We start from the raw sequence: 13,384 nt of genomic DNA on the forward strand, positions 1-13,384 counted from the left end.
TCAGCGGCGGCCGGCGGGAGCGCCGTCGGCCCGGGGGAGCGCGGTCGGGTGCTCGTGCTCAAGGAAGGTCTCGGCCCGCGTCACCGGCTCACGGGCGGGCAGCGCGCGGAAGACCCAGCTGCGGTACGACCAGAAGCGGAACAGCGTGCCGATCCCGATGCCGAGGAACTTGAAGATGTTGCTCTGCAGCGGGCTGTCCCAGCCGAAGCCGTACGTCGCCGTGTAGAGCACGCCGTTCTCGATGATCAGCCCGACCGCGCTGAACAGCAGGAACAGCGACATCTCGCGGGTCCGGCCGCTCTTGTCGCGGTCGCGGTAGGCGAAGTAGCGGAAGCCCACGTAGTTGAAGGCGATCGCGACGATCGTGGCGATGATGCTGGCCCGCACGACCTGGAGGTCGGTCGTGTGCCGCACGAAGTTGAAGACGAGGAGGTTGACCAGCACCCCCGCGCCGCCCACGGCACCGAACTTCACGACCTCGCGCACGAGCCGGTCGATCCGGCCCCGCACTCCCTCACGGGGTGCCCGGGGCGTGGCGGGAGCCGTCTGAGCACCCGAGGAACCATGTCCCATGGTCGTGCAGGCCCCCGTCCATCGGTTGGCGTCAATCCGTTCATGCTAACCACCCGGACGCGCGATCTTCCTGCGGACGGACGCACGGGGCCGGAACGGGCGCGGAGAGCGGCGGGAAACGGCCGGTAAACAGGTGGGCTCCGCGCGCCCGATACGCTAGGGGCGTGACGTTCCCCGTAGTCGGCATGGTCGGCGGTGGCCAGCTCGCTCGTATGACACACGAGGCGGGCATCCCGCTCGGCATCAGGTTCAAGCTTCTCAGTGACACTCCCCAGGACTCCGCGGCGCAGGTCGTGAACGAAGTCGTCGTCGGCGACTATCGCGATCTGGACACGCTGCGCGAGTTCGCGCGCGGCTGTGACGTGATCACCTTCGATCACGAGCACGTGCCGACCGAGCACCTCAAGGCCCTGGAGGTGGACGGCATCCCCGTGCGCCCCGGCCCCGAGGCGCTCGTGCACGCCCAGGACAAGGGCGTGATGCGCGCGAAGCTCGACGCGATCGGCGTGCCCTGCCCGCGGCACCGCATCGTGAGCGATCCGGCCGACGTGGCCGCCTTCGCGGACGAGGGCGAGGGTTTCCCCGTCGTCCTCAAGACGGTCCGCGGCGGGTACGACGGCAAGGGCGTGTGGGTCGTGGACTCCGTGGAAGAGGCCGCCGAGCCCTTCCGCGCGGGCGTGCCCGTGCTGGCGGAGGAGAAGGTCGACTTCGTCCGCGAGCTGGCCGCCAACGTGGTCCGCTCCCCGCACGGCCAGGCGGTGGCCTACCCCGTCGTCGAGTCCCGCCAGGTCAACGGCGTCTGCGACACGGTGATCGCCCCGGCGCCCGGCCTCGACGAGGAGCTGGCCCTGCGTGCCGAGGAGATGGCGCTCGGCATCGCCAAGGAGCTGGACGTCGTCGGCCACCTGGCCGTCGAGCTGTTCCAGACCCGTGACGGCCGCGTCCTCGTCAACGAGCTGGCGATGCGCCCGCACAACTCCGGCCACTGGACGATGGACGGCGCGATCACCTCGCAGTTCGCCAACCACGTCCGCGCGGTCCTCGACCTCCCGCTCGGCGACCCGCGCCCGCGCGCCGAGTGGACGGTCATGGTCAACGTCCTGGGCGGCGACTACCCGGACATGTACTCGGCGTACCTGCACTGCATGGCCCGCGACCCGCAGCTCAAGATCCACATGTACGGCAAGGACGTGAAGCCCGGCCGCAAGGTGGGCCACGTCAACACCTACGGCGACGACCTGGACGACGTGCTGGAGCGCGCCCGTCACGCTGCCGGCTACCTGAGAGGGACGATCACCGAATGAGCCAGGCCAGCCCGGCGAGCCCGGTCGTAGGCATCGTCATGGGGTCGGACTCCGACTGGCCCGTCATGGAGGCCGCCGCCAAGGCACTCGACGAGTTCGAGATCCCCTACGAGGTGGACGTCGTCTCCGCGCACCGCATGGCGCACGAGATGATCGCGTACGGCGAGCAGGCCGCGGGGCGCGGCCTCAAGGCGATCGTCGCCGGGGCCGGGGGCGCCGCCCACCTGCCCGGCATGCTCGCCTCGGTCACACCGCTGCCGGTCATCGGCGTCCCGGTGCCGCTGAAGTACCTGGACGGCATGGACAGCCTCCTGTCCATCGTGCAGATGCCGGCCGGCGTCCCCGTCGCCACGGTCTCCGTCGGCGGCGCCCGCAACGCCGGGCTGCTGGCCGCCCGCATCCTCGCCGCCCACGACGAGGAGCTGCTCGGCCGGATGCGCGAGTTCCAGCAGGACCTCAAAGACCAGGCCACCGAGAAGGGCAAGCGACTGCGCAACAAGGTCGCGGGCTCGACGGCCGGCTTCGGCTTCGGAAAGTGACCGACACACAGTGACGGAAGGTATGCGGATGACATCGCTGGACCGCGCCCGGGAGCTGCTGCGCGAGTTCCCCGTCGTCGACGGGCACAACGACCTGCCCTGGGCGCTGCGCGAACAGGTCCGCTACGACCTCGACGCCCGGGACATCGCCGCAGACCAGTCCGCGTCCCTCCACACCGACCTGGCCCGGCTGCGGGCCGGCGGCGTCGGCGCCCAGTACTGGTCGGTGTACGTGCGCTCCGACCTTCCCGGCGCGGTGACGGCGACGCTGGAGCAGATCGACTGCGTACGGCAGCTCATCGCGCGCCACCCCGGCGAGCTGCGCGCCGCGCTGACCGCCGCCGACATGGAGGCGGCCCGCGCCGAGGGCCGGATCGCCTCCCTGATGGGCGCCGAGGGCGGCCACTCCATCGACAACTCGCTGGCCACGCTGCGCGCCCTGTACGCGCTCGGCGTGCGCTACATGACGCTCACCCACAACGACAACGTCGCCTGGGCGGACTCGGCGACCGACGAGCCCGGCGTCGGCGGCCTGTCGGCCTTCGGCCGCGAGGTCGTGCGGGAGATGAACCGCGAGGGCATGCTGGTCGACCTCTCGCACGTCGCGGCGACGACGATGCGCGACGCGCTGGACACCTCCACCGCGCCGGTGATCTTCTCCCACTCGTCCGCCCGCGCGGTGTGCGACCACCCGCGCAACATCCCGGACGACGTGCTGGAGCGGCTGCCCGCCAACGGCGGCATGGCGATGGTGACGTTCGTGCCGAAGTTCGTGCTCCAGGCCGCCGTGGACTGGACGGCCGAGGCCGACGAGAACATGCGCGAGCACGGCTACCACCACCTCGACTCCAGCCCGGAGGCGATGAAGGTGCACGCCGCCTTCGAGGAGCGCGTCCCGCGCCCCGTGGCCACCGTCTCCACGGTCGCCGACCACCTCGACCACATGCGCGAGGTCGCCGGAGTCGACCACCTCGGCATCGGCGGCGACTACGACGGCACGCCCTTCACCCCGGACGGCCTCGACGACGTCGCCGGCTACCCGAACCTGATCGCCGAACTCCTCGACCGCGGCTGGTCCCAGGCCGACCTGGCCAAGCTCACCTGGAAGAACGCGGTCCGCGTCCTGGACACCGCAGAGGACGTGGCCCGGGGGCTCCGGGCGACGCGGGGACCGTCCAACGCCACCATCGAGCAGCTGGACGGCTGAGCCGTCACGTCTGTGACGCGAGGGCGGGGTAGTCGGTGTAACCGGTCGCCCCGCCCACGTACATGAAGTACCGGTCCCGCGCCGGGTTCAGCGGGGCGCCCAGCCGCAGCCGCTCCACCAGGTCGGGGTTGGCGAGGAAGGGCCGGCCCAGGGCGATCAGGTCGGCGCCCGCGGCCAGCAGCCGCTCGGAGGCGCGGCGCACGGCGTCCGTGGTGAGTTCGTCGCCCAGCACCGGGTTGCCGATCAGCACGCCCGGCCACCCCGCGCGCAGCTTCCCGAACACCGGGGCGTCCGGGTCGGCGTACACCAGGTGCAGATACGCCGGCCCGAGCCCGCTGAGCCGCTCGGCGAGCGCCGGGTAAAGCTCCTCGGTCTCGCCCTCGGCGATGCCGTTGACGGTGTTGCCGGGGGAGACCCGCAACCCCACCCGTTCGGCGCCGATCTCGGCGGCCACCGCCTCCACCACCTCGGTGGTGAACCGGACGCGCGCGGCGACGGAGCCGCCGTAGCCGTCGGTGCGCAGGTTGGTGTTGGCGGACAGGAACTGGTGCAGCAGGTGCCCGTTGGCGGAGTGCACCTCCACACCTTCGAACCCGGCGTCGAGGGCGTTGCGGGCGGCCCGCGCGAAGTCGGCGACGGTGGTCCGGATGTCCTCGGTGGTCATCTGCCGGGGGACGACGGCCGGCCGGTGCCCGTCGGGCGTGAAGATCGTCTCGGGCAGCGGCACGGGTGAGGGCGCGACGGGCGTCAGCCCGCTCGTCGCCGGATGCCCGACCCGGCCGCCGTGCTGGAGCTGGAGGAACATCCGCCCGCCGGCCTCCCGCACGGCGCCGGTGACCCGCCGCCAGCCCGCCACGTGCCGGGCGCTGTGCACGGCGGTGATGTTCGGGTACGTCTGCCCGACCGCGTTCGGCGTCGCGGCCTCGGCGATGACCAGTCCGGCGGAGGCGCGTTGGGCGTAGTACGCGGCCATGAGCCGGGTCGGGGTGCCGTCGGCCTCGGCACGGTTGCGTGTCAGCGGGGCCATCACCAGGCGGTTGGGCAGGGTGAGAGGACCGAGCGGGGCGGGCGCGAAGAGCTCTGTTGTGTTCGACATGCCCGTACGTTAAAACTTGACACTGATGTCAGAATCAAGGGCGGACTGACCGGGAGGCACGGCGGATGCGGATCGGCGAACTGGCCCGGCGCACGGGCGTCAGCGAGCGCTCGCTGCGCTACTACGAGAAGCAGGGGCTGCTCGCGGCCGAGCGCACGCCCGGCGGCCACCGCGAGTACGCGGAGGCGGCCGTCGACCGGGTCATCCGCATCCAGGAGCTGTACGCGGCCGGGCTGTGCAGCAGCAAGATCGCGCAGTTGCTGCCGTGCATGCGCGACGGCGACGGCGGCCCCTCGGCCGTGGCGACGCCGAAGCTGCTCGCCGACCTCACCGCCGAACGTGCCCGCATCGACCGGACGATCACCGACCTGCTCCGTTCCCGGGACACCCTCGACGAGGTGATCGACGCCGCCGGGGGCTGAGCGGCGTACCCCCGAACGCCCCACCCACCAGGAAGCCCTTACCGCTCCGTGCGACGGTGGCCGTATCGCACGACGACCGTACGGAGCACCGCCATGGCAGATCTCCAGGACGACCTGCACACCGGTACCGAGGCCGGTGGGCTCGACGACCTGCCCGTGCCGCTCGCCGCGGAGGCCTTTCCGCCGGAGCCCTACGCGCCCGTGTCCGACCCCGACGACGAGCCGCTGACCCGGGCGCTCGCCGTGCTGGCCGCCCATCCCGTCGCCGACGGCTGCAGCGGGCTGCCCTGGGCGCTCAGGCACCTGCCCTGGTACGACCTGGAGCTGGGCGAGAGCGCCGTCGACACCGACGTGCCGCGGCTGCGTGAGGGGCACGTGGGCGCGCTGCTGTGGTCGCTGCACCTGCCCGAGTCCATCGACGGCGACCGGGCGGTGGGGGCCACGCTGGAACAGCTCGACCTGGTCAAGACGGTCGTGCGGGCCCACCCCGAGGGGCTGCGCCTGGCGTACGACGCGGGGCAGGCGATCGACGCCCGCAACTGCGGCCGGGTCGCCGTGGTCCCCGGTCCCGCGGGCGCCGCCGCGATCGGCGATCGCCTCGGCATCCTGCGCTCCCTGCACGCCCTCGGCCTGCGCGCGCTGACGCTGTCCGGGGTGAGCTGGGCCGGCGAGGCGGGACTGACCCGGTTCGGCGAGGAGGTCGTCCGCGAGATGAACCGCCTCGGTGTCGTCGCCGACCTCTCCGGCGCCGGTGCCGAGACCGTGCGCCGCGTCTTCGCGGTGTCCAAGGCGCCGGCGCTGTGCACCCGCTCCGCCGCCCGCGCCCTGCGCCCGCACCCCGCCAACCTCCCCGACGACCTGCTGGTGGAGCTGGGCGCGGCCGGCGGCCTGTGCATGGTGCCGCTGACCGCCGAGCAGACCGGCCCGACCGTGCGCGACGTCGCCGACCACCTCGACCACGTCCGCACGGTCGCCGGCCCGCAGAGCGTCGGCCTGTCCGGCACCTACGACACCGGCACCGCCCACCCGCTGGAGCTGGGCGACCCCTCCTGCTATCCCCGGCTCATCGCCGAACTGCTCCGCCGCGGCTGGGACGAGGCGGACGTGGCCCTGCTGACCTGGGGCAACGTCCAGCGCGTCCTGCGTGCTGCGGCCTTCACCGCGAAGGCCGCCCAGCTGCGCCGCGAGCCGTCCACGGCGGTCATCGCCGACCTGGACGGCTGAGCGGGCGGCGCTCACCGGGCGTGGCGGCTCAGCAGGCGCAGAGGCAGAACGGGTGTCCGGCCGGGTCGGCGTAGACCCGGAAGGTGCGGGTGCGGTCCTCCGCGTCCAGCGGACGGGCACCCAGTTCCAGGACCGCCTTCTCGGCCGCGTCCAGGTCCCTGACGGTGAGGTCGAGGTGGAACTGCTGCGAGTCGTCGGGCGCGGGCCACTTCGGCGGTACGAAGCCGGGGGCGGCCTGGAACGCCAGCGCCCGTCCGTCCGGCAGCTTCAGGTCGACCCAGTCGTCGTCGCCCTCGACGGTGCCGCCGAGCACGTCGGCGTAGAAGCGGGCCAGTGCGCGGGGCTCGGGACAGTCCAGGACCACGGGGCCCAGTTCGGCGACAGCCATGACTTCCTCCTTGAAGCGTCCGGTCGGGGATCACTGTTCTCTGTTACCCGTAGAGTCGGTTAACCGGTAACGGTTACTGCATGTTGCCCCATTGGGGGTAACGTCGCAAGCATGAGTGAGCGATCGCCCGCGCCGGGCGGCCTGGAACTGGTCGAGGCCCTGGTGAACACGCTGCTGAACGTCGAGACGGGCGCCGACTCGCTGGACACGCCGGAGGTCCGGGAGCGGTTCGGCCTGACGGAGGACGACCTGCCCGACGCCCGTGAGCTGCGCGAGTCCCTGCGCGCCACTCTGCTCGCCCACGCCGGCCATCCGCCGCACCGCACGGTGACCCCGCTGGGCGAGCTGCTGGCCGCCGCCCCGCTGGTCGTCACCGTCGAGACGGCCGACGGCTCCGCCGCTCTCGCCCCGGTCCGAAAGGGCTCGCTGACGGCACGCGTCGCCGCCGCCGTCGCCGAGGCGCTGGTGGCCGGCACCTGGAGCCGGTTCAAGGCGTGCGAGGCGCCCGACTGCCACTGGGCGTACTACGACCGCAGCCCGGCCGGACGCGGCCGCTGGTGCTCCATGCAGGTGTGCGGGGCCCGCGCCAAGATGCGCCGCTACCGGGCCAAGGAGTCGTAAACACCGCCCGCTTCACCGGCCGCCCGGCCGCGTCCTGCGGCACAATACGGACGGATGCCGGTTCGGCCGACTGAGCCTCGGCCGAACCGGCGTCGCCCGTACCCGTCCCGACGGACTAGGCCGTCGGACGGCCCATCGCCCGGTACGTCCAGCCGGCCTTGCGCCACAGTGTCGGGTCCAGCGCGTTGCGCCCGTCCAGGATCACCCGGGCCGCCGCCGCCTCGCCCAGCACCTGCGGGTCCAGCTCGCGGAACTCCCGCCACTCGGTGAGGTGCAGCACGACGTCCGCGCCCCGCACCGCCTCCAGCGCCGAGTCGGCGTAGCCGAGGGTCGGGAAGAGCCGCCGGGCGTTCTCCATGCCCTTGGGGTCGTACACGGTCACCTGGGCGCCCTGGAGGTGGACCTGCCCGGCGACGTTCAGCGCGGGGGAGTCGCGTACGTCGTCCGAGTCGGGCTTGAAGGAGGCGCCGAGCACCGCGATCCGCTTGCCCAGGAACGGGCCGCCGCCCAGCGCCTGCCGGGTCAGCTCCACCATCTGGCCGCGCTGGCGCATGTTGATCGAGTCGATCTCGCGCAGGAAGGTCAGCGCCTGGTCGGCGCCCAGCTCACCGGCGCGCGCCATGAACGCGCGGATGTCCTTCGGCAGACAGCCGCCGCCGAAGCCGATCCCGGCCCGCAGGAACTTCTTCCCGATCCGGTCGTCGTAGCCGATGGCCTCCGCCAGCTTGGCCACGTCGCCGTCGGCGGCCTCGCACACCTCCGCCATCGCGTTGATGAACGAGATCTTGGTGGCGAGGAAGGAGTTCGCCGAGGTCTTCACCAGCTCGGCGGTCGGGAAGTCGGTGACGACGAAGGGCGAGCCCTCCGCGACGGGCGTCGCGTAGACCTCGCGCAGCAGCTTCTCCGCCCGCTCGCTGCGCACGCCGACCACGATCCGGTCCGGGTGCAGCGTGTCCTCGACGGCGAAGCCCTCGCGCAGGAATTCCGGGTTCCAGGCCAGCTCGGCCTCGTGGCCGGCCGGCGCGTGCTCGGCCAGGTAGGCGGCCAGCCGGTCGGCGGAGCCCACCGGCACCGTCGACTTGCCGACGACCAGCGCGGGGCCGGTCAGGTGCGGTGCCAGCGAGGCCAGCGCGGCGTCGACGTACGACATGTCGCAGGCGTACTCGCCGTGCTTCTGCGGGGTGTTCACGCACAGGAAGTGCACGTCGCCGAAGGCCGCGACCTCGGCGAAGTCGGTGGTGAAACGCAGCCGCCCGCTGGACCCCTCGATCCCGGCGACGTGCTGGCCGAGCAGCTCCTCCAAGCCCGGCTCGTACATCGGGACCTCGCCCCGCTGGAGCATCTCGATCTTCTCGGGCACCACGTCCAGACCCAGCACCTCGAAACCGAGTTCGGCCATGGCCGCCGCGTGCGTCGCGCCGAGATAACCGGTACCGATCACGGTGATCTTCAGGGCCATGGGTGCTCCAGAGGTGTACGGCATGGGTGCGCGCCCGAGCATATCGGGGGACGCGGGAAGAGCCTTTCGAGGCCTTCGGTCCGGCTGTCGTCAAGCTCACCTATCCACGAACGCGGGCGGGCCCTAAAATTTGGGTTACTTAACGGTAGTTAGCGTGCCCAGCATCACAGCGTTTTGGAGCGTGAGACACCTTGGCCGGATCGGCTGACTTCGACCTGTACCGCCCGTCGGAGGAGCACGACATGCTCCGCGACGCCGTCCGCTCGCTGGCCGAGGCGAAGATCGCGCCGTACGCCGCCGCGGTCGACGAGGAGGCCCGCTTCCCGCGGGAGGCGCTGGACGCGCTGGTCGCCAACGACCTGCACGCCGTGCACGTGCCCGAGGAGTACGGCGGCGCCGGTGCCGACGCGCTCGCCACCGTCGTCGTCATCGAGGAGGTCGCCCGTGTCTGCGCCTCCTCCTCCCTGATCCCCGCGGTGAACAAGCTGGGCTCGCTCCCCGTCATCCTCTCCGGCTCCGAGGAGCTGAAGAAGAAGTACATGGGCCCGCTCGCCAAGGGCGAGGGCATGTTCTCGTACTGCCTCTCCGAGCCGGACGCGGGCTCGGACGCGGCCGGCATGAAGACCAAGGCCGTCCGCGACGGCGACTTCTGGGTGCTCAACGGCGTCAAGCGCTGGATCACCAACGCGGGCGAGTCCGAGTTCTACACGGTCATGGCCGTGACGGACCCGGCCAAGCGCTCGAAGGGCATCTCCGCCTTCGTCGTGGAGAAGTCCGACGAGGGCGTCTCCTTCGGCGCTCCGGAGAAGAAGCTCGGCATCAAGGGCTCCCCGACCCGCGAGGTCTACCTCGACAACGTCCGCATCCCCGCCGACCGCATGATCGGCGCGGAGGGCACCGGCTTCGCCACCGCGATGAAGACGCTGGACCACACCCGCATCACCATCGCCGCCCAGGCCCTCGGCATCGCCCAGGGAGCCCTCGACTACGCCAAGGGGTACGTCCAGGAGCGCAAGCAGTTCGGCAAGCCGATCGCCGACTTCCAGGGCGTCCAGTTCATGCTCGCCGACATGGCCATGAAGATCGAGGCGGCCCGCCAGCTCACCTACGCGGCCGCCGCCAAGTCCGAGCGCGGTGACGGCGACCTCACCTTCCAGGGCGCCGCCGCCAAGTGCTTCGCCTCCGACGTGGCCATGGAGGTCACCACGGACGCCGTCCAGCTGCTCGGCGGCTACGGCTACACCCGCGACTACCCGGTGGAGCGCATGATGCGCGACGCCAAGATCACGCAGATCTACGAGGGCACCAACCAGGTCCAGCGGATCGTCATGGCGCGCAACCTGCCGTAACGGCGGTTTCCGTGCAGCGAGGGGCGTCCGCCGGCCGGGCGCCCCTCGCTCGTCGTGACGGGTTGTCAGTGGTGGGTGAGACGGTGGATCCATCGAGTCGGGAAGCCGCCGAGCGGCAGTCGGTAAGAGGGGGATCCGCCATGTCCGGAAGCCAGAACTACATCAACCACGTCGCTCTCGTGCTGGACGCCAGCTCGTCCATGTCCCGCCTGAGCCACAAGGTGGTCGAGGTCGCCGACCAGCAGATCGCCTACCTGGCCCGCCGCTCGCAGGAGCTGGACCAGGAGACCCGCGTCACGGTGTACGTCTTCGCCGACCGGGTGCAGTGCGTCATCTACGACAAGGACGTGCTGCGGATGCCGTCCCTGAAGCAGATGTACCGGGTCGGCGGTATGACGGCGCTGCTGGCCGCCACGCTCAAGTCGCAGCACGAGCTGGCGCAGACCGCCCAGCTCTACGGGGACCACAGCTTCCTGACCTTCGTCCTCACCGACGGCCAGGAGAACGTGAGCCACCGCTGCCCCGACGCCCCCGCCAAGGACCCGCGCGCCCTGGTCCAGGCCGTGTCATCGATGATCGAGACGCAGGAGGACAACTGGACGCTGGCCGTCCTCGTGCCCGACCAGATGGGCAGGCGCGAGGCCATGCAGTACGGCTTCCCGAAGGACAACATCGCCATCTGGGACGCCACCAGCACCCAGGGCCTGGAGGAGGCCGGACAGGTCATCCAGGAGGCCACCGAGAAGTTCATGGTGGGCCGCACCAAGGGCATCCGGGGCTCGCGGGCCGTCTTCTCCACCGGCGCGGACACGGTCAACAAGGACACCATCAAGGCGGCCGGCCTCACCCCGGTGGAGTCGTCGAAGTACCAGCTCATCGACGTCACCCGGGACGTCGCGGTCCGGGAGTGGGTCGTCGAGAGCGGGCACACCTACCGCACCGGCGGCGCGTTCTACCAGCTGAGCAAGTCGGAGAAGGTCCAGCCGAAGAAGCAGATATCGGTGCTGGAGAAGAAGACGGACAAGATCTACACGGGACCCGAGGCCCGCGCCCTGCTCGGTCTGCCGGACGTGGAGGTCCGCGTCAAGCCGGACCACAACGACGACTTCACGATCTTCGTGCAGAGCACGAGCGTGAACCGGAAGCTGGTCGCGAACACGCGGCTCCTGCTCATGCTCTGACGCCCGTGCCGTCCGCGAGGGCCGCGACGTCCCGGGCGGGGGATGCTCCTATGGAGGTCAGTCCTCGTACCCCTCGGCCACCCGCCGCTCCCGCAGCTCCATGATCGCGCGGCGCCGGGCCAGGCGGTGGGTGCGGCGGATCTGGGCCTCCTGGTAGCGGCGCTTGTCCTTCTCGGTCTCGGGGAGGACCGGCGGGACCGTGCGGGGCTTGCCGTCGGCGTCCACGGCGGCGAAGACCAGGTAGGCCGAGCCGACCTGGGTGGCCGGGGTGGACTCGTTCCAGCGCTCGGCCATGACCCGGACGCCCACCTCCATGGAACTGCGGCCGGTCCAGTTGACCTGCGCCTTCACATGGACCAGGTCGCCGACGCGGACCGGTTCGAGGAACGCCATCTCGTCCATGGACGCGGTGACGGCGGGGCCGCCGGAGTGCCGTCCGGCCACGGCGCCCGCCGCGTCGTCGACAAGCTTCATGATCACACCGCCGTGCACCGTCCCCAGAAGGTTGGTGTCGCTGTGCGTCATGATGTGGCTGAGGGTGGTGCGGGAGGCCGAGGTCGGCTTGCCCGGGATCTCCGGGGGTGCCGGCTGCGCGGCCGAGGCCTGTTCTGCCTGGTCTGTCATGGCCTCCACCTTATGCCGGAGCCACACCGGCGTGATTTTGTGCCGGGTTCGCAACAGCGCTGCCCCGATTTTCCGACATACCTTGTAACGCCCACAGGGCGGCCCGGCACACTGGGCGCATGAATGATTGGCCCGAGGGATGGTCCGGTGACAACCGCGGCAGCGGCTACGGGCGCGGCAGCGCGAGCGAACGGCCCGAGAGCGCGCGCGTGATGCGTCAGGTCCGCCGCGGTGCGACGCCCGGCCCGGGCCCGTCGGCCCCACCGTACGGCGCCGGGGTGCCCCAGCAGCCGTCGTACACCGACGGTCAGGGGTACGGCGGCGACGGCTACGACAGCGGCTACAACACCGGCCAGGTCTACGGCGGCGGTGGCGGCGGCCAGGGCCCCGGCCGTCAGCTCCGGGACCGGCCCGCGCCGAACTGGCGCCGCCGGATCAAGTGGACCGCGATCACGGTGGTGACCGTGCTCGTCGTCACCACCGTGGGCACCTACTTCTGGGCCGACTCCAAGCTCAACCGCGAGGTCGACCTGTCCAAGGTCATCGAGCGGCCCGAGGCCGGCGAGGGCACGAACTACCTGATCGTCGGGTCCGACAGCCGCGAGGGCATGACCGACGAGCAGAAGAAGGACCTGCACACCGGATCCGCCGAGGGCAAGCGCACCGACTCGATGATGATCCTGCACACCGGGGACAACGGGTCGACGCTGATCTCCCTGCCCCGCGACTCGGACGTGGAGATCCCGAGCTTCGTCGGCTCCGAGTCCGGCAAGAAGTATCCGGGCACCGGCCGGCACACCAAGCTGAACGCCGCCTACGCCGAGGACGGCCCCGAGCTGCTGGTGCGCACCATCGAGCACAACACCGGGCTGCGTCTGGACCACTACGTGGAGATCGGCTTCGCCGGCTTCGCGAACATCGTGGACGCGGTCGGCGGCGTCGAGATGGACATCCCGCAGGACATCAAGGACAAGAAGTCCGGCGCCGACTTCAAGAAGGGCAAGCAGACCCTGAACGGCGAGGAGGCCCTCGCCTTCGTCCGCACCCGGTACGCGCTGGCCGGTTCCGACCTGGACCGCACCAAGAACCAGCAGAAGTTCCTGTCGGCGCTGGCGAGCCAGGTGGCCACCCCGTCGACGGTCCTCAACCCGTTCAAGCTCTACCCGACCATGGGCGCCGGCCTGGACTCCCTGATCGTCGACAAGGACATGGGCCTGTTCGACCTGGCGAGCATGTTCTGGGCGATGAAGAGCGTCAGCGGCGGCGAGGGCACCTCGATGAACATGCCGATCTCGGGCAGCGTCGGCTCCAACCTCAAGTGGGACGACGCCAAGGTGAAGAAGCTCGTGGAGGAGCTGAAGAACGACGAGAAGGTCACCGTCTCCGGCAACTGAGCC

14 protein-coding genes are annotated in these 13,384 nt (G+C 71.1%); 9 read left to right on the forward strand and 5 right to left on the reverse strand.

Annotated features, from left to right (window positions below):
* Positions 1 to 573: a GtrA family protein gene (locus AB0P07_RS30405; protein WP_365556204.1), complete on the reverse strand. Its 573-nt coding sequence runs from the start codon at positions 571 to 573 to the stop codon at positions 1 to 3.
* 164 nt (positions 574 to 737) lie between these two features.
* Here AB0P07_RS30405 and AB0P07_RS30410 point away from each other — a divergent pair, with 164 nt between their 5' ends.
* Genes AB0P07_RS30410 through AB0P07_RS30420 form a run of 3 tightly spaced genes read left to right on the forward strand, consistent with a single transcriptional unit; the run spans position 738 to position 3,623 of the window.
* Entirely contained in the window at positions 738 to 1,877 is a 1,140-nt protein-coding gene (locus AB0P07_RS30410) for a 5-(carboxyamino)imidazole ribonucleotide synthase (protein WP_365556206.1), read from the forward strand.
* Positions 1,874 to 2,416: a 5-(carboxyamino)imidazole ribonucleotide mutase gene (purE, locus tag AB0P07_RS30415; RefSeq protein ID WP_365556208.1), complete on the forward strand. Its 543-nt coding sequence runs from the start codon at positions 1,874 to 1,876 to the stop codon at positions 2,414 to 2,416. Before AB0P07_RS30410 ends, purE begins: the two co-directional genes overlap by 4 nt.
* A 28-nt stretch (positions 2,417 to 2,444) precedes the next feature.
* The gene (locus AB0P07_RS30420; protein ID WP_365556210.1) at positions 2,445 to 3,623 is read left to right on the forward strand and encodes a dipeptidase; all 1,179 of its coding nucleotides are present in this window, start codon (positions 2,445 to 2,447) and stop codon (positions 3,621 to 3,623) included.
* Positions 3,624 to 3,627: 4 nt separating this feature from the next.
* Here AB0P07_RS30420 and AB0P07_RS30425 read toward each other — a convergent pair whose 3' ends face one another.
* Positions 3,628 to 4,719 (reverse strand): alkene reductase, encoded by a 1,092-nt coding sequence (locus AB0P07_RS30425; protein WP_365556212.1) that lies wholly within the window; start codon positions 4,717 to 4,719, stop codon positions 3,628 to 3,630.
* A 65-nt stretch (positions 4,720 to 4,784) separates the two neighbouring features.
* Here AB0P07_RS30425 and AB0P07_RS30430 point away from each other — a divergent pair, with 65 nt between their 5' ends.
* Positions 4,785 to 5,141: a MerR family transcriptional regulator gene (locus tag AB0P07_RS30430; protein WP_362289038.1), complete on the forward strand. Its 357-nt coding sequence runs from the start codon at positions 4,785 to 4,787 to the stop codon at positions 5,139 to 5,141.
* A gap of 93 nt (positions 5,142 to 5,234) precedes the next feature.
* Positions 5,235 to 6,365, forward strand: a complete 1,131-nt coding sequence (locus AB0P07_RS30435; protein ID WP_365556214.1) for a dipeptidase — start codon at positions 5,235 to 5,237, stop codon at positions 6,363 to 6,365.
* Positions 6,366 to 6,393: 28 nt separating this feature from the next.
* On the opposite strand, the gene AB0P07_RS30440 is transcribed toward AB0P07_RS30435, so the two are convergent.
* Positions 6,394 to 6,753, reverse strand: a complete 360-nt coding sequence (locus AB0P07_RS30440; protein ID WP_365556216.1) for a VOC family protein — start codon at positions 6,751 to 6,753, stop codon at positions 6,394 to 6,396.
* 111 nt (positions 6,754 to 6,864) lie between these two features.
* On the opposite strand from AB0P07_RS30440, the gene AB0P07_RS30445 reads away from it, so the two are divergent.
* Positions 6,865 to 7,374, forward strand: coding sequence for a CGNR zinc finger domain-containing protein (locus AB0P07_RS30445; RefSeq protein ID WP_365556218.1), 510 nt, complete (start codon positions 6,865 to 6,867; stop codon positions 7,372 to 7,374).
* A gap of 115 nt (positions 7,375 to 7,489) precedes the next feature.
* Here the strand turns inward: AB0P07_RS30445 and AB0P07_RS30450 are convergent, their stop codons facing one another.
* Positions 7,490 to 8,833: a UDP-glucose/GDP-mannose dehydrogenase family protein gene (locus AB0P07_RS30450; RefSeq protein ID WP_365556220.1), complete on the reverse strand. Its 1,344-nt coding sequence runs from the start codon at positions 8,831 to 8,833 to the stop codon at positions 7,490 to 7,492.
* 191 nt (positions 8,834 to 9,024) lie between these two features.
* On the opposite strand from AB0P07_RS30450, the gene AB0P07_RS30455 reads away from it, so the two are divergent.
* Together AB0P07_RS30455 and AB0P07_RS30460 are read left to right on the forward strand one after the other, a co-directional pair.
* Entirely contained in the window at positions 9,025 to 10,182 is a 1,158-nt protein-coding gene (locus AB0P07_RS30455) for an acyl-CoA dehydrogenase (protein ID WP_365556222.1), read from the forward strand.
* Between the two features lie 140 nt (positions 10,183 to 10,322).
* Positions 10,323 to 11,363 carry a vWA domain-containing protein gene (locus AB0P07_RS30460; protein ID WP_365556224.1) on the forward strand — a complete coding sequence of 347 codons (1,041 nt, stop codon included), beginning with the start codon at positions 10,323 to 10,325 and terminating at the stop codon, positions 11,361 to 11,363.
* A 57-nt stretch (positions 11,364 to 11,420) separates the two neighbouring features.
* On the opposite strand, the gene AB0P07_RS30465 is transcribed toward AB0P07_RS30460, so the two are convergent.
* A complete protein-coding gene (locus AB0P07_RS30465) occupies positions 11,421 to 11,987 on the reverse strand; it encodes an acyl-CoA thioesterase (RefSeq protein WP_061444361.1) in 567 nt (188 codons plus the stop codon).
* A 119-nt stretch (positions 11,988 to 12,106) separates the two neighbouring features.
* Here AB0P07_RS30465 and AB0P07_RS30470 point away from each other — a divergent pair, with 119 nt between their 5' ends.
* Positions 12,107 to 13,381, forward strand: a complete 1,275-nt coding sequence (locus AB0P07_RS30470) for an LCP family protein (RefSeq protein WP_365556226.1) — start codon at positions 12,107 to 12,109, stop codon at positions 13,379 to 13,381.
* Positions 13,382 to 13,384: the final 3 nt, after the last annotated feature.

The sequence above is a fragment of the Streptomyces sp. NPDC085944 genome, assembly GCF_040686295.1.
Taxonomy (GTDB): Bacteria; Actinomycetota; Actinomycetes; order Streptomycetales; family Streptomycetaceae; genus Streptomyces; species Streptomyces salinarius.